General features: G+C 73.7%; 12 protein-coding genes. 8 read left to right on the forward strand and 4 right to left on the reverse strand.

Annotated features, from left to right (window positions below; all coding sequences use genetic code 11):
- The 3 genes from WMF42_RS06475 (at position 1) to WMF42_RS06485 (ending at position 3,484) form a co-directional block, all read left to right on the forward strand.
- The gene (locus tag WMF42_RS06475) at positions 1 to 591 is read left to right on the forward strand and encodes a hypothetical protein (RefSeq protein ID WP_437690905.1); all 591 of its coding nucleotides are present in this window, start codon (positions 1 to 3) and stop codon (positions 589 to 591) included.
- Entirely contained in the window at positions 591 to 2,786 is a 2,196-nt protein-coding gene (locus WMF42_RS06480; RefSeq protein WP_437690907.1) for a heavy metal translocating P-type ATPase, read from the forward strand. Before WMF42_RS06475 ends, WMF42_RS06480 begins: the two co-directional genes overlap by 1 nt.
- A 155-nt stretch (positions 2,787 to 2,941) precedes the next feature.
- On the forward strand, positions 2,942 to 3,484 hold the full coding sequence (locus tag WMF42_RS06485; protein ID WP_437690909.1) for a cytochrome C: 543 nt from the start codon (positions 2,942 to 2,944) through the stop codon (positions 3,482 to 3,484).
- Here the strand turns inward: WMF42_RS06485 and WMF42_RS06490 are convergent.
- On the reverse strand, positions 3,369 to 8,573 hold the full coding sequence (locus WMF42_RS06490) for a sensor histidine kinase (protein ID WP_437690911.1): 5,205 nt from the start codon (positions 8,571 to 8,573) through the stop codon (positions 3,369 to 3,371). The two genes, WMF42_RS06485 and WMF42_RS06490, sit on opposite strands and share 116 nt — an antisense overlap.
- Before the next feature lie 461 nt (positions 8,574 to 9,034).
- Between WMF42_RS06490 and WMF42_RS06495 the strand changes: the two genes are divergently transcribed.
- From WMF42_RS06495 to WMF42_RS06510, 4 genes are all read left to right on the forward strand, one after another.
- Positions 9,035 to 10,255 carry a protein kinase domain-containing protein gene (locus WMF42_RS06495; protein WP_437690912.1) on the forward strand — a complete coding sequence of 407 codons (1,221 nt, stop codon included), beginning with the start codon at positions 9,035 to 9,037 and terminating at the stop codon, positions 10,253 to 10,255.
- A 160-nt stretch (positions 10,256 to 10,415) separates the two neighbouring features.
- Complete coding sequence (locus tag WMF42_RS06500) at positions 10,416 to 11,531, forward strand: prephenate dehydrogenase/arogenate dehydrogenase family protein (protein WP_061613329.1); 1,116 nt, start codon at positions 10,416 to 10,418, stop codon at positions 11,529 to 11,531.
- Between the two features lie 701 nt (positions 11,532 to 12,232).
- Entirely contained in the window at positions 12,233 to 14,383 is a 2,151-nt protein-coding gene (locus WMF42_RS06505; protein WP_437690915.1) for a response regulator, read from the forward strand.
- A gap of 817 nt (positions 14,384 to 15,200) precedes the next feature.
- Positions 15,201 to 15,542: a hypothetical protein gene (locus WMF42_RS06510; protein WP_437690916.1), complete on the forward strand. Its 342-nt coding sequence runs from the start codon at positions 15,201 to 15,203 to the stop codon at positions 15,540 to 15,542.
- 716 nt (positions 15,543 to 16,258) lie between these two features.
- Here the strand turns inward: WMF42_RS06510 and WMF42_RS06515 are convergent.
- On the reverse strand, positions 16,259 to 19,174 hold the full coding sequence (locus WMF42_RS06515; protein ID WP_437690918.1) for a GAF domain-containing protein: 2,916 nt from the start codon (positions 19,172 to 19,174) through the stop codon (positions 16,259 to 16,261).
- A 206-nt stretch (positions 19,175 to 19,380) separates the two neighbouring features.
- Positions 19,381 to 20,631 (reverse strand): NAD-dependent epimerase/dehydratase family protein, encoded by a 1,251-nt coding sequence (locus WMF42_RS06520; RefSeq protein ID WP_437690920.1) that lies wholly within the window; start codon positions 20,629 to 20,631, stop codon positions 19,381 to 19,383.
- Positions 20,632 to 20,955: 324 nt separating this feature from the next.
- On the opposite strand from WMF42_RS06520, the gene WMF42_RS06525 reads away from it, so the two are divergent.
- A complete protein-coding gene (locus tag WMF42_RS06525) occupies positions 20,956 to 22,278 on the forward strand; it encodes a hypothetical protein (protein WP_233562204.1) in 1,323 nt (440 codons plus the stop codon).
- 33 nt (positions 22,279 to 22,311) lie between these two features.
- Here WMF42_RS06525 and WMF42_RS06530 read toward each other — a convergent pair whose 3' ends face one another.
- A complete protein-coding gene (locus WMF42_RS06530) occupies positions 22,312 to 22,797 on the reverse strand; it encodes a gluconokinase (RefSeq protein WP_437690922.1) in 486 nt (161 codons plus the stop codon).
- Positions 22,798 to 22,836 lie beyond the last annotated feature (39 nt).

Genomic DNA, 22,836 nt, shown 5'->3' on the forward strand with positions numbered 1-22,836 from the left:
ATGTCGAGCGATCGAGGGGTCTTCATCATTCACTGCATTCCAGGGCGCGTGCGCCTCGGCGTCCCCGCCCTCCGCCGGGACCGGGCGCGGGCGGCGGAGATCGCGGAGCTGGCGCGCGCGTGCCCGAGCGTCGTCGACGCGCGGGAGAACGCGTGGGCCGCGAGCCTCACGGTCGAGCACGAGCCGGATGTCCCGCTCGAGGCCGTCCTCTCCGAGCTCGCGCACATCCCCGAGCTCTCCGGCTGCGGCTGCGGCTCGCTCGACGAGCTCGCGCCCCCGCCGCCGCGCTGCGCCGGGCTTGTCGAGCCGCCGAGCCCGGGGCGGACGGCGCGCCTCGTGGTCAAGGCCGTGGACCGGCTGAACGCGGCGTCGCTGGTCGTCCCGCCGCCGCAGGTCGATCTCAAGCTCGTGATCCCCGGGCTCCTCGTCGGCTCCGGGCTGGTCCAGGTGCTCCTGCGGCGCACCCCGGGCGCGCCTCACTGGATCACGCTGGTCAAGTACGGGTTCGACGCGTTCCTTGTGCTGAACCACGGCCGCATCCAGGGCTTCGTCGCGAGCGCGGGGGCGCCCTCCGGCGGCGAGGCGGGGTGATGATGGCCGCGCTACCGTCGAGCGGGGCCGGGCCGCTCTCCGTCGTGGCCTCCGTCGTGGACCGCGCGGGCGGCGTCGACGTCGTCCACGCGATTCCGGGCAGGGTCCGCCTGCGGCTCCCGCGCCTCCGCCGGGACGCGGCCTTCGGCCCGCTGCTCGAGGCGGGGCTCATCGCCGTGCCGGGGGTCCTGTCCGTGCGCCTCGCCGAGGGCGCGGCGAGCGCCGTCGTCGAGCACGACCCGCGGCAGGCGGACCTCGCCGCCATCGTGCGCGCCGCCGCCCAGGCCTCCGTCGCGCCGGCCCCGCGCGGGGCGCTGCGCGTCGCGCGCCGCGCCCGGGAGGCGCGCCGCGCGTCCGCCGTCGCGCGGCGCCCGCTCTACCTCTCGAGCGCCGGGATGCTCCTCTCGCTCGGCTTCGTCTCGCCGCTGCTCGCGTACCCGCTCATCGCCGCGACGTGCGCGCCCATCTTCACGCGGGCGTGGGACTCGGTGGTGCGGCAGCGCAAGCTCAACGTCGACCTGCTCGACAGCCTCGCGATCGCGTCGGCCGTGGCGACAGGAGACGCCATCAACGCCGCCGGGATCATCTGGCTTGTCACGCTCGGCGACCACATCCGCGACCTGACGCAGGCCCGCGCTCGGCGCGCGATCCGCGGCCTGCTCGGGTACCAGCAGGACCTCGCGTGGGTGGTCCGCGGCGACGCCAAGGTGCAGGTCCCGGTGGCCGAGCTCGTCGTGGGCGACGTCCTCGTCGTCTACACAGGCTCGGTGATCCCGGTCGACGGGACGGTCACGGACGGGGAGGGGCTCGTCGACCAGCAGTCGCTGACCGGCGAGTCGATGCCGGTGCTCAAGGGCCCCGGCGACCGCTGCTTCGCGGCGACCGCCATCAAGGACGGCAAGCTGTACATCCGCGCCGAGCGCGTCGGCGGCGACACGACCGCCGCGAGCACGGCGCGGCTCATCGAGAGCGCGCCCGCGCTGGAGACGCGCGCGCAGAACTACGCCGAGGTCGTGGCGAACCGCCTCGTCCCGCCGGCGCTCGCGTGCTCGGCCGTCGTGCTCGCGGCCACGCGCGACCTCGGCCGCGTGTCCGCGATCCTGACGATCGACTTCGGCACCGGCCCGCGCGTCTCGGCGCCGACAACGGTGCTCGCCTCGATGAACGCCGCGGCGCGCCGCGGGATCCTCATCAAGGGCGGCGCCTACATCGAGAAGCTCGCGAGGGTGTCGACCGTGGTCTTCGACAAGACGGGCACGCTGACGTCCGGCGTCCCCGAGGTCACGGACTTCCTCGTCCACGACGCCCTGTCCGAGCGCGAGGCGGCGACGCTCGCGGCCGCGGTGTCCGCGCGGCAGACCCACCCCGTCTCGCAGGCGGTGCTGCGGCTCGCCGACGCGTGGCGGCTGTCGATCCCGGACCGGGAGGAGTCGCGCTACCTCGTCGGCCGGGGGGTGCAGGCGAGGGTCCTCGGCAGGGTCGTGCAGCTCGGCAGCCCGCGCTTCATCGAGGAGCTCGGCATCGCCTGCCGCACCGAGGCCGGCGCCAGGCAGGCGCTCGAGTCGACGGCGAAATCGCTCCTCTTCCTCGCCGTCGACGGGCGGCACGTCGCCACGCTCGCCTACCGCGACGCGATCCGGGCCGAGAGCCGCGCGACGATCCGCAGCCTGCGCGAGCGCGGGATCGACGACATCGTCATGCTGACGGGCGACGGCCGCGAGGTGGCCCGGCAGGTCTCCCTCGAGCTCGGGATCACGCGGTTCTTCGCGGAGATGCTGCCCGAGGACAAGGCGGAGATCACGCGGCGGCTCACGCAGGAGGGCCGCACGGTCGCGGTCGTCGGGGACGGCATCAACGACTCGCCGGCGCTCTCGTACGCCGACATCGGCATCTCCGTCTCCGCGGGCGCGGAGATCGCCCGGGAGACGGCGGGCGTCGTCCTCGTGGAGGACGACCTGTCGAAGCTCGTCGAGGCGATCGACATCTCGCGCGCCGCGATGCGCATCATCCACCAGAATTTCTCGATGATCCTCGGGGTGAACGCGGCCGCGTACGCGCTGTCGATCCCCGGGCTGCTGAACCCGGTCATGGCGACGCTCATGAACAACGGCTCCGCGGTCCTCGCCTGCGTGAACGGCCTCCGGCCGCTCATGGCGGCGCCGCGCCGGCGGTCCCGCGCCGCCCGCGGCTCATGAACGCGCCGCGCGAGACGCTGTCGACGTTTGCGGCGTAGGATTCACCGCGCGTCCGACGCTGGCGGACGCGTTCCGCCGCGCGCCGCGCTGCGGTCCGGCACGCTCGCTGCACTGCGGATGGAATGGCTGGCATGGGGAGCGCAATGCGAACTGACGTGACCTCCTCCTCCGCGCGGGCGCGCGCGGCGCGCTGGGCTGTGCGCGGGCTGCCGGGCGCGGCGCTGGCGGCGATGATCGGGTGTGCGGCCTTCGCCCAGCCCGAGAGCTCGCCGTACGTGAAAGCGTCCAGCCCGGAGGAGGCCGGCCGGTACCTGATCCTCGTGGGCGGGTGCAACGATTGCCACACGCCAGGCTGGGATCGCTCGAGCGGCAGGCTCCCGGCCTCGGAGTGGCTCACGGGCAACGACGTCGGCTACCGGGGTCCGTGGGGGACGAGCTACGCGGCGAACCTCCGGATCACCGCCCAGAACCTCGGCGAGGAGGCCTGGGTGCAGATGTTCCGCGCGGCCGCCGGCCGCCCGCCGATGCCCTGGCTGAACTACGTGACCATGCACGAGGCCGATCTCGTGGCGATGTACCGCTTCATCCGGAGCCTCGGTGAGAAGGGCGCCCCCGCGCCGCTGGCGGTGCCGCCGGGCGAGGAGCCGAAGACGCCGTACATCCTGATGGTCCCGCAGCAGCCGGCGCGCACGCCGTAGCGCCTCCCCCGGGGCAGCTCGCCTCGGGCAGCAGGCCGCCGAGCGCCGCCGGCGAGGTCGCCGGCATGTCGCAGGGAAGCTCGACAGTGATCCGCGCCCCCTCGCCCGGGCGGCTGTCCGCGCGCGCCGCCCCGCCGAGCGCCTCCACGATGCTCTTCACCACGTGGAGCCCGAGGCCGAGCCCCCCGAAATGGCGGCTCGACACGGCCCGCTCGAACCGCTCGAACACGTGCGGGAGCCGCTCGGCGGGGATCCCGATGCCGTGGTCCTGCACCACGAGCTCTGCCGTGCCGTTCCTGCGCGCGACAGCGATCTCGATCGGCGCGCCCGCGCCGAACTTGAGGGCGTTGTCGAGCAGGTTCGAGATCACCTGCTCCAGCCTGCTCCTGTCCCACGATCCCACGATCGACGGCTCCGCGCGCACGCTCACGGTCGAGCCCGACTGCGCGATGCGCGCGCCGAGCCGCTCCACGACGTCGCCCACGGCGTCGGCGAGGTCGACAGGCTCCACGTGCAGCTCCAGCCGGCCGGTGTGGAGCTGCGAGACGTCCAGGAGATCGTCGATCAGCCGGACGAGCCGCTGCACCTGCCGGTCCATCCTGTACAGGGCGCGCGTGAGGTGCTCCTCGGGCGCGAGGTCGTTGCGGCGGAGCATCGACTGCAGGCCGAGGCGCAGGGAGGTGACGGGCGTCCTCAGCTCGTGCGACGCGACGCTGAGGAAGTCGTCGCGGACGCGGATCGCGCGCTGCGCCTCGCGGTAGAGCCGGGCGTTCTCGAGGGCGATCGCGATCTGGTCGGACAGGAGCTCCAGCACGTGGACGCGGTCGCGCGTGAACGCGCGCGTGGCGAGCTTGTTCTCGAGGTAGACGACCCCGAGCCGGGCCTCGTTCCGGCGGATCGGCAGGACCAGGACCGACCTCGAGCCGCCCTCGGCGAAGTAGGGGTCGCCGGCGAGGGCCGGATCGCCGGCCGCGTCGTCGCTCACGACGATCTCCTGCGTCCCGTGCGCGCGCTCGATGACGTTCGCCGGGACCTCGCGCGACCCGGCGAGCGGCGTGCGCTCGATCGAGACAGGCGCCGCGGCGCGGCCAACGGCCTGCACGAAGAGCTCCCCCTCCTCCTCGAACACGAGCGCGCCGCGCTGCGCGCCGGCGGCCTCCAGGCAGACGCCGAGGAGCTTCTCGAGCAGCCGATCGAGCATGATCTCGCCCGAGAGGGTCTCGGCGGCCTTGAGCAGGCTGAGCGCGTCGAGGGCGGCCGCGGGCAAGCGCTCCTCGGCGAGCTCGGGCTCCTCGCCGCGCGCGCCGAGGCTGAACTCGTCCGCGAGCGCGCGCGCCTTCTCCGTGGCCCCCCAGCGGTCGAACCCCTGCCGCGCGGCGCGCAGGTACATGGCCGCGATCCGCGCCCGGCCGAGCCCGTGATAGAAGCGCCCGGCCAGCTCGTTGCCGAACGCCGCCCCGTGGAGGAACCCCGCGCGCGTCGCCGCCTCGATGGCCTCGTCGTACAGCGCGGCGGCGGCCTCGAACCGGCGCTCGACGCGGGCGATCTCCGCGTCGACCAGCAGGCGCCTCGAGCGGAAGTTCTCGGCGCAGCCGCGCTCCCACCCCTGGAGAGCGCGCCGCAGCTCGGCCACGCGCGCGAGCAGCGCGGCCCTCTCCTGCTCGTCGGCCCCGTCGCACCGCCAGAGCAGCGTGAGCGCGGTGAAGAACGCGTGCTGGCACTCGGGGATGTAGCCGCCGATGAAGTGCATGTACGGGATCGCCGCGTCGGCGTGCGCGACGGCCTGCGCCCGATCCCGGAACGCGTACGAGGTCGCGAGGCGCAGGATGTGGTACACGCAGCTCGCCGGCGGCTCCCGCTGCGCCTCCGCGAGGAAGGCCCGCTCGTCGAACTCGTCGTCGTCGACCACGTTGCGGCCCCGCGTGAGCCCCTTGAGGCACCGGAAGGTCTGCCGGTAGGCGAGCTGGTAGAGGAGCGTGGATCGGTTGCCTGTCTGCCGGCTGAACGCGAGCGCGTCGTCCAGATCGACGAGCACCCGATCGAGCTCCACCCCCGCGGCGAACGAGTGCTCGACGATCCCCGTGTGCGCGTAGGAGGCGAAGCGGAGCTCGCCGCACGACACGCCCCGGGCGACGACCTCGCGGCTCTGCGCCGCGCACGACGCGATCGGCGCGACCCACGGGCGTACGAAGTCATTGTACATGTACAGCGCTATCGTTTCCTGGGCGCAATCCTGGAACCGCCGCGCGAGCTCCACGGCGAGCCGGCCAAAGCCCTCGGCGCTCTGGAGCGCGCCCTCGGCCGCCAGGAACATCGCGTGCGCTGCGTAGGGGAGGATCGCCTCGCTCGAGTTGCCGTGCTCCAGCGCGAAGCGGACGCCGAGCAGGGTGAGGAGCAGGAGCCGCTTCCTGTCCGCGAACCAGGCGGGCGCCAGCATCCCGGCGAGGACCTTCATGTACGCCCGCCCCTCGGGGCTGGTCAGGCGCGGGAGGTCGACGAGCGACTCGGGCGAGCGCGCCCCGAGGCGCGCGCCGATCGCCCGCCGCTGCGCCGCGATCTCCTCGTCGAGCCCCGCCGTGGGCAGCTCGACCCCGAAGCCGGCGCGCATCGCCTCGCGCCCCCACCCGAGCGCCAGCGCGTGCTCGCCGGTGATCGTCGCGCTCATGAGGCGGATCGCCTCGAGCTCGGCCCGCTCGGCGGAGGACGTCGCGCGGCGGAGCCCCTCCTCGACGAGCGCGCGGGCCATGGCGTGCCGATCGGTCAGCGCGGCGCACTCCGCGGCGTCGCGGCGGAGGGCGAGCCAGAGCTCGCGCCGCGCGCCCTCCGGCAGCAGCCGGATGCCGCTGCGGAAGTACTCGAGCGCCGGGCCGAACGCCGCGGCGCGGCGCGCCTTGACGCCGGCGCGGTGGTTGAGCCGCGCGAGGTGGTCGCGCTGGTCGTCGTCGAGGCGCGCGGCGCCGAGGGTGAGCTGGTCCACGGCGTCGAACAGCGCGCCGTCCGCCCCGCCGTCGCACGAGGCCTCGAGGAAGCGGCCGATCGCCAGGTGCAGCGCCTGCCGCCGCTCCGCCGGCGCGAGCTCGTAGGCGGCCTGCTGGACGCGATCGTGGGCGAACCGGACCGCGAGCTCCTCCTCGCGCTCGCGCGCGCTGTCGGGCACGAGGAGCCCCTCGCGGAGCGGCTGGCCGAGCGCCGCTGTCGCCTCGTCGATCGATCGGCCCGACACAGCCGCGACGGTCCTGATCTCCGCACGCTTGCCGATGCACGCGGCGACCTGCAGGAGCTCCTGCGCCTGCTCGGGCAGCTTGCGGACGGACGCCGTCATGAGCTGGACCACGTTGTCGGTGACCCCGACCCGCTCGATCCGGCCGAGCTCCCAGGTCCACGTCGAGCGGTCCGCGTCGAACACGAGCAGCCCTTGCTCCTGGAGCGATCGGACGATCTGGCGGATGAAGAAGGGGTTGCCCGCGGTCTTGGCGAGGATGAGCTCGGCGAGCGGCCGCGCCCGCTCGGGCGCGCAGCGGAGCGCCTCGGCGAGCAGCGCGACGACCGCCTCGACGTCGAGCGGCCCGAGCGAGAGGCGGAGGATCGGGGCGACCTGCGCCTGCCGGAGATCCGCGAGGGTCGCGTGGAGCGGGTGCATGAGGCCCAGCGCCAGCGGCCGGTACGCGGCGAGCAGGAGCACGCGCTCGCTGCTCGGGTCCGCGGCGAGGGCGCGGAGGACGCGGAGCGACGCCGCGTCGGTCCACTGGAGGTCGTCGAGGAAGATCGCGAGCGGCGGCCGCTGGCTGGCCACGGCGCGCACGAACGCCTGGACCGCGCGCAGGAAGCGGCGCTCGGCGCGCATCGGATCCACGGCGGGCAGCTCGGGGAGCTCCCCGAAGAGCTCGGCCAGCGCCGGGCAGAGCTCGCCGAGCGCGCCGCGCGGCTCGCCCACCGCGTCCCTGAGCGCCGCGCGGCGCTCCTCCGGCTCGTCGCGGAGCGCGTCCGCGAGGCCGCAGAGCGCCTCGACAACGGACGAGTAGGGCACGTTCGCGGCGCGCAGATCGAACTTGCCCGCGATGAACCGGCCGCCCCGCTCGGCGATGGTGTCCCGCAGCGCCTCGACGAGGGCGGTCTTCCCGATGCCCGCCTCCCCGGTCACCAGCGCGAGCTCCGTCCTGCCGCGCGACGCGCGGTCGAGCGCGCCGCGCAGCGCGGCGAGCTCGCGCTCGCGCCCGAACAGGCGCTCGGGCAGCGGGAGCCGCCGCGCGAGGTCGATGCGGCCGAGCTCGAAGGGCGCGATGGCGCCCTCGTTCGACCATCGCCGCTGCGCCTCGCGCAGGTCGTGGGCGAGGCTCTCGGCGCTCTGGTACCGCAGCTCCGGCGTCTTCGCGAGCAGCCGCTGCACGATGCCGGAGAGCGCCGCCGGGACGTGGGGGCTCACCACGTGCGGGGGCACGGGGCTCCTCGCCATGTGGGCGTGGACGAGCGCGAGCGGATCGCGGTCGCGGAAGGGCGGCGCGCCGGTGAGCATGGCGTGGAACGTCGCGCCCAGCGCGTACAGGTCGGAGCGCCAGTCCACGAACCGGTTCATCCGCCCGAGCTGCTCGGGGGACATGAAGGGCAGCGCCCTGAGCTTCTCGATCTCGACGGCGCCGGGCACGCTCGTGAGCTCGGCCGCGTCGGCGAAGTGGACGAGGGTGACCTGCCCTTCCTCGCCGAGGACCACGCGGCCAGGGGCGATCGCGCGGTGGACCACGCCGCCGCCGTGGACGCGCGCGCAGGTCTCGGCGAGCGCGATGGCGACGTGGAAGAACGCGTCCAGCGCGAGCGGCCCCCGGGCGAGCCGTCGCTCCAGGTCCTCGGGGCCTGCGTCCTCGAGGACGAGCACGGGCGCGGCCTCCGTGCCCTCCAGCGCGAGCGGCCGCGCGACCCCCGGCGCGTCGAGGCGGCGCAGGAAGGCGTGCTCTCGGCGCAGGAGGGCCGCCGCGCCCGCGGCCGGAGGGCTCCCCCGGACGGTCTTCAGCACCGCCGTCCTCCCAGCGATCGTCTGCCTGCGGAGCAGGAAGCGACCGCAGCGGTGGATCTCAGCCGCTTCCACCCGAGTCATACGCGTTCCCCCTCGCGCGACTCGGGGCAATGTAAAGCACGAGGCGCGGGCGTGCGAGCTGGGAAGTCCGCGCTTTCGCGTCAGGCCGGGAGCGCGCGCGTGCGCCGCGCGCTCTCCAGGAGGGACGTTTCATCGAGACGTCTTCGGCGATCGCGCATCGCGATGCGCGCTGGGCGGGCGACCCCGCGTCGTGCGGGCGAGCAGGCCTGTCGGACGGCTTGCTACGGAGAGCGGGCGGCGCTGCTCGTTCGCCTGCGGCGCGAGGCGAGGAGCAGCCCCAGGCCGGAGGTGCGCCGGGCCGGGCGACATTCACGCGCTCTCGTGCTCGTCGCCCGGGCCTCTCCGTCCGGCCGTCCTCGACCGGCGCCCACAATTCAGGGAACCGATGTGCTAGGGTGAACCTACGCATGTCCGGGGGGGCGGCTGCGCCTGAGCCGGTGCGCGTGATTCGGGGAGCCTTGATGAACGCACCTGTGATCGCAGGGGACGTGATCGCGGAGCAGTACCGGGTCGACCGGGTCCTTGGCGGGGGCGGGACCGAGATGGTGGTCGCCGCCAGCCACCTCGCACGCGGGCAGCGGGTCGCGATAAGGCTCCTGCCTGGCGACTGCACCCCGGCGCGCGCCGAGCGGTTCCTCCGGGAGGCGCGCGCGGCGATGCAGCTCAAGGGCGAGCACGTCGCGCGGGTGCTCGACGTCGGCCAGCTCGGCTCGGGCGTGCCCTACGCGGTCACCGAGTACCTCGATGGACGAGGCCTCTCCGATCTGCTCCGCGAGACGAGCCAGCTCGACGTCCCGGAGGCCCTCGACTGCGTGCTGCAGGCCTGCGTGGCGATCGCCGAGGCGCACGCCGCGGGGATCGTGCACCGCGCGCTCGAGCCGGCGAGCCTGCTCCTGACGACGACGCCCGAGGGCGCGACGCTGGTGAAGGTGCTCGACCTCGGCATCGCGAAGGAGCTGCCCGGCGCGCGCGAGGGCGACGGCGGCGACCCGGCGCAGCCCCGGGAGGCGCTCGGCGCTGCCCTCTACATGGCGCCGGAGCAGGTGCGGTCGTCGCAGCCTGTCGACGCCCGCGCCGACATCTATTCGCTCGGCGCGATCCTCTACCAGCTCCTCACCGGGCAGCCGCCGTTCGAGGCGAGCTCGCTCGCCGATCTCGCGCTGCGCGTCGAGAGCGCGGAGCCGGCGCTCCCGAGCGCGCTGGAGCCCGACATCCCCCCCGCCGTCGAGCGCGCCCTCCTCGGCTGCCTCGCGAAGGATCCGGCGCGGCGGCCCGCGAACGTGGCCGAGCTGGCGCTCGCGCTCGCCCCCCACGCCTCGGCGACCGGCCAGGAGCGCGCGCAGCGCGCCGCGCGGATGCTCGGCGCGACGCTCCCCCCGCGCCCCCGCGCCTCGCTCCCCACCATCGGCCTCGGGCTCGGGTCCGGCGCGCGGCTGCGCGCCGCGCCGGCGCGCCCCTCGCGGGAGGGCGCCGTGCAGATCGCGCCGGCGTCCTCGAGGGCCTCGCAGCGGGGCGCGGCGGACCGGGCGAGCAGCGCGGCGCGCCTCGCGGTGATCGCGGCGATCGCGTCGCTCATCGCGCTCCTCGGCGTGGCCGCGGCGCGCTCCGGGGCGCCCGGCGCTCCGCCGACGGAGCGCCCGGAGGGGGCCGCGCCGCCACCGACGACCGCCGGCCCTCGCTGAAGCGCCGCCGCCGCGCGCCCTCGCCGCGCGGGCATGGAGAAGCCGGACAGCGGTGCGCTGCCCGCGGGCGCGGGCGCGGGCGAAGACGCGCGTGGAGGCCGCGCGGCGGCGCCGCGAAAACGTCGCGTCGGCCCGGACGGGCTGGCGTAGTATCCGCCGCATGGCGCCCACTCTCCCGCATTCCGGGGGCGGTTCCGCTCCGCCCGCGCGCATCGGCAAGGTCGCATTCCTCGGGTATGGCCGCTTCGGCGCGGCGCTCGGATCGCTGCTGCGCGACGCCGGGATCGCGGTGCGCGCGCTCGATCCTCGCGCCGACATCCAGGACGCCGCGCGAGCCTCCTCGATCCCGGAGCTCGTGGACGGCGCGGACCTCGTCCTCGTCGCCGTCCCCGTGCCGGCGATGCGCGAGGCGCTCGTGTCGCTGCGACCGCACCTCGCGCCGGGCCAGGTGGTGGCCGACGTGGGCAGCGTGAAGACCGTGCCGGCGGCCGCCATGGCCGAGGTGATCGGCGCCCACCGGCCGTGGGTCGCGACGCACCCGCTGTTCGGCCCGGCGAGCCTCGCCCGCGGCGAGCGCCCGCTGCGCGCCGTCGTGTGCCCGAACCCGGCGCACCCGGACGCCGTGCGCCGCGTCGTCGCGCTGTTCGAGCGGATCGGCTGCCAGGTGCTGGAGCAGGCCCCGGACGAGCACGATCGCGTGATGGCCTTCACGCACGCGCTCGCGTTCTTCATCGCGAAGGGCATGCTGGACGCGGGCGTGCCCGCGGGCGCCCCGTACGCGCCGCCCTCGTTCCAGGGCATCGCGCACACGATCGAGACGGTGCGCGTCGACGCCGGCCACCTGTTCGCGGCGCTGCACCGCGAGAACCCGTTCGCGGGCGAGGCGCGCCGCCGCCTCATCAACGCGCTCCTCTCCATCGACCGCACCCTCGACGTCCCGACCGAGGACGCCGCGCCCGAGGACATCGCCGCGCTCGCGATCCCCGACCTCGGCTCGCTCTCCCCCGAGCTCCGCGAGACGCGTGAGCTCATCGACGAGCTGGATCAGGAGCTCGTCGGCCTGCTCGCGCGCCGCTCCGAGCTCGTCCAGCGCGCCGCGCGCGCCAAGGCCACGATCGGCGCGGCGGTCCGGGATCCCGTGCGCGAGGCGCGGCTCATGGAGGCGCGCCGCCGCTGCGCCGTCGAGCTCGGCCTCGACCCCGACGGCGTCGCCGATGTCTTCGAGGTGATCCTCCGGCACTCGCGCTCCCTCCAGGAGCGGCGCTCTTCGTCCTAGCCGCCGCGCGACGCCCGACGCAGGCGAGAGACTCCTCACTCCGGAAACATGAAGGACACAGAGGCACTCTGCGAAGCGCCTCGCCCTCTGCGCCTCTCGCGCTGTCCCGTCAGGGGCCCGATCCTCGTCGCCGAGTCGCGATCTTCCTCACGGCACCTCCGAGAAGCGTCATTCCCCGGATGTGGCGCCGAATTCCTCTTTCCACGCGAGCGCGCTTCGGTGTAGGGTTTCACTGCGGGGATCATGGAGAAGCATCGGGAGCCCCCCCATTGGCACTGCAGGTCAGCCCTGGGTCGCCGGTAAGACCGCGACGCGATTACGATACGGGCTCGTCAGTGCATGCAGGGAGGGCTGGAATGATCGATGGGAGCGGCCTTGCCGAGAGGTCCGAGCGTTCCGGGGGCGGGAGCGGCAGGGCCGAGGGACGCGCGCAGGCGCACCGGGCCCGTGCCGGGAGGTCTCCTGGCGCGCGGGGGGTGACGCCGGCCTTCGTGCTGGCGGGATGCGGACGCCGTTTCGCGGTCTGCCGCGGGCACGCGCGGCGCCGGTCAGGCGACATCGTCTCCCTGTGTCTCCTCGGGCGGCGTCTTCGCGAAAGTGCGTCAGATCCAGCCTGGAACCGGTGGACAGAAGCGACTTACTGACGATGCTGCGAGGCGGGCGACGGCGCTGACGTCGGGGCGGGGGCAAGGAGACGCGGGATGCGGCCAGAAGCAGGCAGAGTCAACATCCTCGTCGTTGACGACAGGCCCGAGCAGCTCCTCTCCCTGGAGGCTGTCCTCGCGCCCCTCGGCGAGAACATCGTCAAGGCGGCGTCCGGCACGGAGGCGCTCCGCTGCCTCCTTCAGGAGGAGTTCGCGGTCGTCCTGCTCGACATCAACATGCCGGAGATAGATGGGTTCGAGACTGCGACCCTCGTCCGCCAGCGGCGGAGCACGCGTCACACGCCGATCATCTTCCTGACGGCGCACACAGAGCACCTCTATGTCGAGCGCAGCTATTCGCTCGGGGCCGTCGATTACATCATGACGCCGTTTGCCCCCGAGGTCGTGCGCACCAAGGTGTCTGTCTTCGTCGATCTCTTCAAGAAGACGCAGCAGATCCGGCTCCAGGCGGAGTCGCTGCGCGCCCACGCCGAGCAGCTCCAGCGGCTCAACCGCGCCGCGCTCACCATCAACTCTGCCCTGTCGCTCGACGCCGTGGTCGCGGCGATCACGGAGGCGGCGCGCGACGTCGCCTGTGCCCATCAGGCCATGACGCTCGTGAAGCTGGAGAAGCCCGGCGAGCGGGCGCGGACCGCTGTGTCGCTCTCGGAGCGGTACGCGACGTTCCAGCAGGAGGCGCCGCCCCCCATCGCCGGCAGGCTGTGCGCGTTCGTGTGCGGCAGGAACCGGCCGCTCCGGATGACGCAGCGCGAGCTCGCGCAGCACCCGGAGTGGCTGGACGAGGGCGGGAGCACGCCGCCGCCGCGGGGGCACCTCGCGGTGCCGCTCACCGCGGCGGACGGACAGAACATCGGGTGCATCCAGCTCTCGGACCGGCGCGACGGCGAGTTCTCGGACGACGACGAGACCGTCCTCGTGCAGCTCGCGCAGCTCGCGTCGTTCGCCATCCAGAACTGCGTCCACGCCGAGGCGCGCGAGGCGAACCGCCTGAAGGACGAGTTCCTCGCCACGCTCTCGCACGAGCTGCGCAGCCCCCTCAACGCGATCCTCGGCTGGACGCACCTCCTTCGCAGCGAGCCGTTCGACGAGCAGCGGGTGTCCCACGGCCTCGAGGTGATCGAGCGCAACGTGGCCGCCCAGACGAAGCTCATCGAGGATCTCCTCGACGTCTCCCGGGTGGCGACGGGCAAGCTGCGCATCAACGCGGCGCCGATGGCGCTCGCGTCCGTCGTCGAGGTCGCCGTCGACGCGATCCGCCCGGCCGCCGAGGCGAAGCAGCTCACGATCGACGTCTCGCTCGACCCCGCGATCGAGGTGAACGGCGACGCGGACCGGCTGCAGCAGGTCGTCTCGAACCTGACGGCGAACGCGCTCAAGTTCACGCGCCCCGGCGATCACATCCTCGTCGCCCTGCGGCGGGTCGGCGCCTACGTGGAGCTCACGGTGCGCGATACAGGGGAGGGGATCGCGCCGGACTTCCTGCCCTTCGTCTTCGAGCGTTTCCGCCAGGCGGACAGCACGAGCCGGAGGGCGCACGCCGGGCTCGGCATCGGCCTGTCCCTCGTCCGCCACATCGTCGAGGCCCACGGCGGCTCGGTCATGGCCGAGAGCCCGGGGCTCCAGAAGGGGTCGACGTTCGTGGTCCGCCTGCCGCTGCTCGGGATCGGGCGCACCCTGCTGGCCGGGTCGCCGCGGGAGGCGCGCGCGCGCGCGCACGCCGCTCTCTCGTGTTCCGAGGCCTCGTCCGATCTCGGCGGGCTCCACGTCCTGCTCGTCGAGGACGACGCGGACGCGAGGGAGCTCCTCCGGGAGGTGCTGTCGCAGCACCGCGCCGAGGTGACCGCCGTCGCGTCGGCGCGCGAGGCGCTCGCGGCGTTCGTCGCGGCCTGCCCGCACGTGCTCGTGAGCGACATCGCGATGCCGGGCGAGGACGGCTACGAGCTCATCCGCACCATCCGGCAGCGCCCGCCGCACGCCGGCGGCGATCTGCCCGCGCTGGCGCTGACGGCCTATGCCCGCAAGGAGGATCAGAAGCGCGCGCTCGACGCCGGCTTCCACATGCACGCAACGAAGCCGATCGAGCCCGCCGCCCTCGTGGCCGCCGTGGCCAGCCTCGCGGCGAGGGCCCGCGCCGGCGAGCTCTCCTCCGCCCGGGAGCACGGCGCCAACGAGGAGATCAACCCCTGACGGCCGAGGGGAGGCCGCGGGGTACGGCGCCTCACGCGCTCTCTACCCGAGGCTCTTCGGGGAACGTGCGAAGGGTCGTCGGGTCACGGAGCATCCTTTGAAGGGATCTCCTTGGGCCCGCTCGTGATCGCTCACCGCACCTGATCTCTCCCGGGGGCGCTCGAGGACGATAGCGCGCCTCGGGAGTCCTGCGCTCACCGGAACGGACAACGGCGCTCCTCGAGGACGCGGCGGCGAGCGCAGCGCTGGGCGCCGAGCCCGGCGGGCTTCAGGCCTGGGACTTGCAGCTCACGTGACGTCTCATGAACAGACCGGATCCAACCCCACACGGGGGGCCAGACGAAGCGCGCCCGCGGCGCTGCGCGGCTCTGTTCGCGCTGCGCACGCTGGCGGAGCTCGGCCAGCTCGAGCGAGCAGGGCTCCGGCTCAGGAGACTTCACCTCAGGAGGTGTATCCGTTATAGCGGACATCATGTCAACCGTCGCTCACTGCGCACGATGCACTTCGATATGTGCCCGGGCGTGTCAGCAAATGTGCTTGACGGGCGGGCGCTCGCGGTGCGCTGCGCACATGCAACGATGATGCAGTGAGACAAAAAGCTTGCGTAATCCAGTATGGTGGCCTATCATCCACAATAACGGAATTGTCGTGAGATTGACAACAAGCCACGGCATGTGAGCGTTCGGAGAGCTCGCTAGCGCACATTTCATGCATTCCCGCATGAGCGGCCTGCACGGGGGTGGGGGCGCGCAGTGGTCGGCGCGAGGCTGTACCGAGCCATTCTTTGGGGGGGAACAACCCAACGGAGAGAACGTACATGAAAGCTTCGAAGAGCATCTTTGCAAGCGCGCTGCTGCTTGGCGCAACCATGATGATGATCGGCGCGGGATGCGGCGATGACGCCGAGGATCCGCCCGCGACCGGCCCGACCTCCACGTCCAGCTCCAGCTCGGGCGGTGGTGACGGCGGCAACGGCGGCGACGACGGTGACGGCGGCGACGACGGTGACGGCGGCAGCGGCGAGGGCGGCGCCGGCGAGGGCGGCGCCGGTGGCGCTGGCGAGGGCGGCGCCGGTGGCGCTGGCGAGGGCGGCGCCGGTGGCGCTGGCGAGGGCGGCGCCGGTGGCGCTGGCGAGGGCGGCGCGGGCGGCGGCGCCTGAGCCCAGCTCGTCTGTAGCGCTCTTCCCTCGCCGGGCCCGCAACGCGGGTGGCGGGGGAAGAGCCCCTTCCTGACCCGGAAGGGGGTCCCGGGAGGGCCGGGGGCGGAGATGCTGTGCCTCCCCTCGTTCCCGTGAGATCCCGAGCACTTTCACCTCAGCACATCGGCCCGCGGTGCCGGTTCAATCCGGTCTGGAGGGCGGCGTTGCGTCCGAGGATGCGCCCGCGCAGCCCGCTGCCACGCCCCTTTCGCGCAGGGCCGCGGCTCTTTTGCATTGCGGCACACGGCTTTCGCAGCGCGGCGCGCCGGCCCACATCGCTCCATCGATGGGCTCGGTCGCGTCGGGCACATGGCCCCACATCAAGCAGATCGGCGGGAGGACCCTTGGCGGATGGCGGCGCGTTGGCGGTTCAAGCCCTCATCGTGTACCGCGAAATCAATGTCATCCCCGCGTCGAACCGCGACACCGGTGTCATGCCCGCGTCGAGATGGGCCCGAGGGGCCGCGCGGTGCACGAGCGCCGCTCTCCAGGACGGCAGGTCCCCACCAGGACGAGCGCCTGTCGACGCCGCCCCGGAGCGACAAGCGGGTTGAAGCGGAATGAAAGCACAGAATTTCTCGCCGCCAGGGCGCCAGGAACGGAGAAGCATCCTGGCGTCCTCGGTGTCTTGGCGGTTCGTTTCTCGCTTGCTCGACGTGATCGGTGTCCCGGGGGCTCTACCCCTCGCGGTCACCCGCCTGGCGGAGCTCCTCGGTGAGCCGCTCGACCTCCGCCGCCAGCGCCTCGTTGGCGCGCCGTAGCTCGCTCGACGCGTTCTGCGCCTCGCGGTAGCGCAGCGCATTGCGCACAGCGACCGCCGCGTGCGACGCGAGCAGCCCGCAGAGCTCGACCTGCCCGGCGCGGAAGTACCCGGCGGTCGCGTCGTTCTCCATGTAGATCACGCCCGCGAGGCGACCCTGGTGCGTCATGGCAAGGCACAGGATCGACCTCCCGCCGGCCTCGAGCACGTACGGGTCCTCCGCGAACCGCTCGTCCGTCGCCGCGCTTCCGAGGACGACCGGCTGCTGCGTCTCCGCGACGTGCTGGACCACGCTCGCGGCGAGACCGGCGGCCGCATCGAGCGGCGTCGAGGGGCCGACGCGGACCACCTCGGGATCGCTCGTGCGCTCAGCCTCCACGGTCAGCGCCCCGTCGCGCGCGAGGAGCAGCACGGCCCGCCGCGCCCCCGTGCTCTCGCTCAGGACGCGCAGCAGCCGCTCGAAGAGCCGCTCGAGCACGAGCTCCCCGCTGAGCGCGCGCGACGCGCGGAGGACGGCCATCGCGTCGAGCGCGCCGCCGCGCTCCACGCTCGGCGGGATCGACTCCGCCGGCCGGCTCGGCTGCCCGAGGATCCCCATGCGCGCCACGAGGTGTGGGTACTTTCGCGACAGCTGTCGCACTTTGGCCGTCGCGCCCCACCGCGCGTAGCCCTCGTGCGCGTCCATCATGTAGACGTGCGCGATCCGCTCCCTCCCGCTCGCCAGGTGGAACTTGGCGCAGAGCTCGCTGGCGAGCGCCTCGTCCCGCACGAACCCGTTCACCTTCGCCGCCTCGATCGCCTGATCGTAGAGCTTCATCGCCGCGAGCTCCTCGCCGGCGGCCCGCGCGGACTCCGCGCGGACGAGGAGGTGCTTGTGACGGTAGTTGTCCGGGCACTGCTCCGCCCACGCCGAGAGCCGGTCCCTGTAGCTCGCCAGCGACACGGCGCTGAGCTGCCGGCCGCGCGACAGCGCCGGCGAGAGCTGCGTGAGGCACGTGTAGAAGAAGACCTCGGTCGCGAGGTGGTCGCCGACCCCGCCCTGCATCTTCGCCTCCGCCAGCGACCCCATCCGCAGCGCCCCCTCGTAGTCCTCCAGGAGGAAGCAGAGCTGCTGCCGCAGCGCGCAATGGACGAGCGCGACGGCGCTGTAGCTCGGCGTCGCGAGCCGCTCTTCCTGGGCCGCGTCGTGGAACGCGCGGCTGTCCGGCGCGCGCGAGATGCCGCCGCGCGACGGATCCATCAGCTCGTCGAGCGCGCGCCGCGCGCTGGTCAGCGCCGCGACGGCGAGCTCCTCCCGCGCGCCCCGCGCCAGCGCCAGGGACCCGTCGACCTCGTCCCGCACTGCCTCGCACTCGTCGCCGAGCCCGAAGCGGACCAGGGCCGTGTGGACGCACGCCTGCGCGACGTAGGTGAGATCGCCCGCCCTGAGCCCGGCCTCGTGGGCCTCCTTGAAGAGATCGAGGCTCGAGAGCAGGTGCTTCGCGAAGGGGCTGACGTGCGCCCCGAGCAGGAGGCGGAGGCGGCACGAGAGCTCGTGTTGCCCGGACCGTTCGCCCATCTCGAGCGCGAGCTCGCCGAGCTCGTAGGCCTCGTCGTAGCGGCGGAAGGCCCGCGCGGCGACCCAGGCGTACGCCATGTAGCCGTAGGCGGACACGCCGCCGTGCCCGCGCTCCAGCGACAGGTTGACCTGCCTGGCCGCGATGAAGGCGAAGAGCGGCGGGCTCACGAGCGCCGCGGGCAGCGTCAGCGACATGAGCAGCCGGAGCGCCGCGCGCGTCCGGGCGTCCGACGTCTCGGGCTCGTCGAGCAGGTCCCTGAGCCGGCGCGCGCCGAGCGCGGTGCGCGCGGCCGCGAGCTCGGCGTCCGCGGCCGCCTTCCGCGCCGCCGCCCCGTCCTCGGGGAGGGGCACGCCGAGCAGCGCGAGCGCCGTCTTCCCGAGCGCCAGCGCCTCCTCGATCTGGCCCCGCGTCGTGTACACAGCGATGCGCAGCTCGTGCGCCCGGGCGCGCTCGAGGTCCGAGCGCGCCTCGGCCGCGAGCACCTCGAGCAGCGCCTCCGCGCGCTCGATCTGGCCGCCGACGTACGCGCACTCGGCCGCCTCCGCGTGCAGCGAGAAGGCGAGATCGTGGTCCTCCTTGAAGCACCCGTCCGGCAGCGCCGAGATCCCGGCCTCGAAGAAGTCGGCCGCGGCCGGGGGCGCGCCGCGCTCCTTCGCCTTGCGGCCCGCCGTGAGGTTCATCGCCGCGAGCTCCGCGCGCTCGCGCGGCTCGATGATCAGGGTCGCGCCGAGGTTCAGGTGCTGCGCCGCCTCGAAGAGCGCCTCGTCCGAGCGCTGGCGCTGCGACCGCGCCTCGGCCATGCGCCCGAGGCGCAGGTGCACAGCGCGCCGCTCCGCGTCCGGCAGGGCGGCGTAGGCGGCCTGGTGCACGCCGTCGTGCAGGAAGCGCAGCCGCAGCGCGTCATCGTCGAGCGGATCGGGCGCGCCCTCGTCGCGCTGCGGCGTGAGGATGCCGGCGCTCTCCGCCTCGCGGAGCAGCGCGTTCACCTCGGCCTGCGGCTGCTCGGCGATCTGCGAGAGCGTGGCCGCGTCGAGCTCGTGGCCGATGCAGGCGCCGAGCGCCACGGCGCGGCGCGCGGCGGGCGAGAGCCGGTCGAGCGTGCGTTGCGTGGACGAGGCGCCGTCGTCGAGCCGCTGCGCCTCGGTGAGGGGCCCGAGGTCCCACGAGGCGGCGCCCGCGCGCGCGTCCCAGCGCTGCAGGCACGCCTCGACATCGACCTTCAGCGCCTGCGCGCCCGGATAGCGCTCGTCAGCCGGCTTGCAGAGGAGCTTCATCACGATCTCCGAGGCGATCGCGGGGGCACCGGCAGAGAGCTCCGGGCGTCCGCGCGGCGGCCCCTTCGCTCGCAGGGAGCTCCTTCGTGATCGTGGATGGATGGGGGACCATGGAGGGACGTCGCCCGCGACAGCGGGCTCCCCCAGCGGCGCGACGTCCGCTGGAGTCGTGCTCCGGCATCCTACCTGAAAGAGGCACGGGTGCGCTACGGTGGCAGTGCCCCGGTCTTCTTCGGCTGCGCTCGCCCTGCGCGCCAGGCCACGAGGAGCTCGGCCTCGCGCTCCGGCGAGAGCCCCGCCCGCGGCCTGGACTGCCGCTCCGGCGGTAAAGCCTTCCACCACGACAGGGTGTCCTTGACCGTTTCCTGCACGGCGCGGAACTTGAGCCCTGCCTTGCGCGCGCGCTCGGCGCTGCGCAGGTGAAAGGCCCTGGTCTCGCCCTCCGCGGGCGCCCAGATCGGCAGGTCGACCGGCTCGCCGGGCGGCTTCTCGAGGAACTTCGCGCTGACCCACGTGAAGCGCGCGCTCGATCCCGAGGCGGCCTTGCACGCGTCGAGCAGCGCGCCCATCGTGAGCGGCTCTCCGGGCCCGGCGGCGTTGAAGATGCCTGTCGTCCGGCTCTCCACGACGGTGATGAGCCACTCGGCCAGATCGCGGACATCGATGATCTGGATCGGATCGAGCGGCGCGCCCGGCGCGAGGACCTCTCCGCCCCTGTCGACGCGGGCAGGCCAGTACGTGAATCGGTCGGTCGGGTCCTCGGGACCCACGATGAAGCCCGGGCGAACCCGGGTGACCCGGCCGGGCATCGCGGCCTCGGCGGCCTGCTCGCAGAGCGCCTTGAGAGGGCCGTAGTTCTCGAACTCCTTGCCCATCGTCTCGACGGTGGGATCGGGCATCGTCGCGACAGGGGCCGTCTCGTCCTCTCCTGGGGTCGTGTGGCTCGCATAGACGGAGAGGCTCGAGATGAACACGTACTGTCGCACGCTCGGGGCGAGCAGCTCTGCCGACGCCTTGACGATCCGAGGCACGTACCCGGAGTTGTCGATGACGGCGTCCCAGGAGCGGCCGGTGAGGGCCTTGAGCCCGTCGCCCTTGGCCGGGTCCCGGTCGCCGTGCAGCTTCTCGATATCGGGGAACAGATGGGGCCGCGTCTTGCCGCGGTTGAAGAGGGTGACCGTATAGCCGCGCGCCTTCGCCGCCTCGACGACGGACGGCCCGAGGAAGCCTGTTCCCCCGAGGACGAGCAGCGTCTTCTTCGTCTTCTTCCCGGAGGCCGAGGGCGACTGCGGCGCTTGCGGCGTGGACCGCTGGGTCGGCTCTGGGCCGCGCGATGGGCCGCTTCCCGGGCCGGCGGCCGCCGGCGAGCTGATCCTGGCCGGCGCCGAGCAGCCGAGCGCAGCCATCGCGCCCGCCGTGGCGGTCAGCGAGAGAAAATGGCGGCGTGAGGAGGGCATGAGGCGGTTTTACCCGATCGCGCTCTGTCGTCCCAGGTGAGTTCGCGCGAATCCAGAAAAATTGGAGTGCGCGTAGTGGGGATAAGTTTGAAAGCGAGGGGCCCTGGTCCACATCCTGCAATGTTTCCAGCCTGCCCGCTCGATGCGGGAGAGGAGAAGTGCCGTATGCGGTCTGTCTTGGGGGCGTTGAGCGCGCTTTGTGGGGTCATCTGCTGGGGAGCTGGTTGCGCTTCGGGAGGGGCGGATGGCGCGGCGCAGGGCGGGCCGGGGCGCGACGGCGTCGACCCCGTGGGGGCGAACGCGGAGCACAGATCGCCTTCGGGGATGTGCGGGACGGGCGCAGCGGACGCGACGGGGGTGTGCCAGGACGCCGCGGTCGAGCGCGGCGGGATCCCGTCCGGCGCGGCCGAGCCCGAGCCCGTGAGCGTGCGGTCCGAGCCGGCCTGCCGGCGGCGGTCGTTCGTCCGGCAGTTCCCCGGATCGAGCGCGATCCTGCGCGGCTTCGCTGTCGACACGGCGGGCCGGGCATTGCTCGCCGGCTCCTTCGAGGGGGAGCTCGACTTCGACGGCACCCGGCTGGAGAGCGCGGGCGACGCCGACGCCTTCGTGGCGCGGCTCGACGGCTGCGGCGACCTGATCTGGGCCAGGCGGTTCGGCGGCCCCGAGACCGAGCGGGCCATCGACGTCGTCGCGGGCAGCGGCGGCAACGCGATCGTGCTCGGCTCCTTCTCCGGCGCCATCGACCTCGGGACGCGCCAGCTCACCGCGGCGTCGTCCTGGGGCGTCGATCTGTTCGTCGCGAAGCTCGGCCCGACCGGCACCACCCGCTGGGCGGTGCAGATCTCCGGGGAGGAGGACGCCATCCTGGGCGGCACGGCGCTGGCCTGGGACGGCGAGGGCGGCGTGCTCGTGCTCGGCAAGCTCGAGGGGGCCGCGACGGTCGGCGGCGTGCGGATCGAGCGGCGGGGCCTCGGCACCTTCGTCGTCCGGCTCGACGCCGCGGGCCGCTTCCAGTGGGTCAGCCTGCCGCCGAGCGGCTCGGACACCGAGGAGATCGGCATCGAGGTCGACGACGACGGCAACGCCTTCATCGCGGCCCAGGACGCGCGGGGCTCGGCCACGTTCGTCACCAAGCTGGACGAGGACGGCGAGGTCGCGTGGCACCAGCGGTTCCGCGGCTCCCCGGATCAGCTCGAGATGGCGTACGACATCGCCGTGGATCCGGACGGCGCCGTGCTGCTCTCCGGCAGCGGCGTCTTCGGCGACGCCGCTCTGCCGGGCGGGCCGCGGCCGTTCGTCGCCAAGATCGACGACGGCGGCGAGGTGCTCTGGGTGAAGCGCTACGACGCGCAGAGCCCGCGCCAGGTCACGGCGACCGAGGGGAGCGTGGTGCTGGCCGGCGACGCGCTGTGCGACGTCGCGGAGCCCGGGTCGTGCAGCGCGTGGACGGCCAGGCTCAGCGAGGACGGGGAGGAGCAGTGGACGCAGCGCCTCGGCGCCGACGTCCAGTTCTCCGGGCTGGAGCTCGACCCGTGGGAGCAGCCGATGCTGGCCGGATCGTTCCGTGGCGCCATCGAGATCGGGAGCGAGCACCTCTCCAGCGATCAGGGCGCGCTGTTCCTGAGCCGCGTGGCGACGCGGCACTGACCGCGCGCCTCGGCAGCGCGGCGCGCGGCCGGATCACAGGCCGAGCGCGCGGCGGACGTCGGCGGCGATCTCGTCCGGGGTGCCGCCGACGTCGACGCGGAGGGCGTCCTCGGGCGGCTCGAGCGCGGCGAGCTGGGTCGACAGGAGGCCGGCGGGCATGAAGTGGTTCGATCGCGCCGCGAGGCGCGCGGCGATCAGCGAGGGGTCGCCGGTCAGGTGCACGAGGCGCATCCGCGCGGGATCGACGAGGAGCTGCGCTCGGTAGGCGGCCTTCAGCGCCGAGCAGGCGATCACGGCCTCGCGCCCCTCGTCGAGGAGGCGGCGGATGCACGCGGAGAGCGCGGCGAGCCACGGCGTGCGGTCCTGGTCGTCGAGCGGCTTGCCGGCCCGCATCTTCTCGACGTTGGTGGGGGGGTGGAGGTCGTCGGCATCGACGAACTCCCAGCCGAGGTCGCGCGCAAGGCGCTGCCCGACCGTCGTTTTTCCGGCGCCGCTCACGCCCATCACGAGCACGATCACGGTCGCCGCGCCTCCGCGAGGGCTGTCTCTCGCTCTCTC

Origin of the sequence: Sorangium sp. So ce176, from assembly GCF_051519835.1 — a bacterium.
Taxonomy (GTDB): domain Bacteria; phylum Myxococcota_A; class Polyangia; order Polyangiales; family Polyangiaceae; genus Sorangium; species Sorangium cellulosum_G.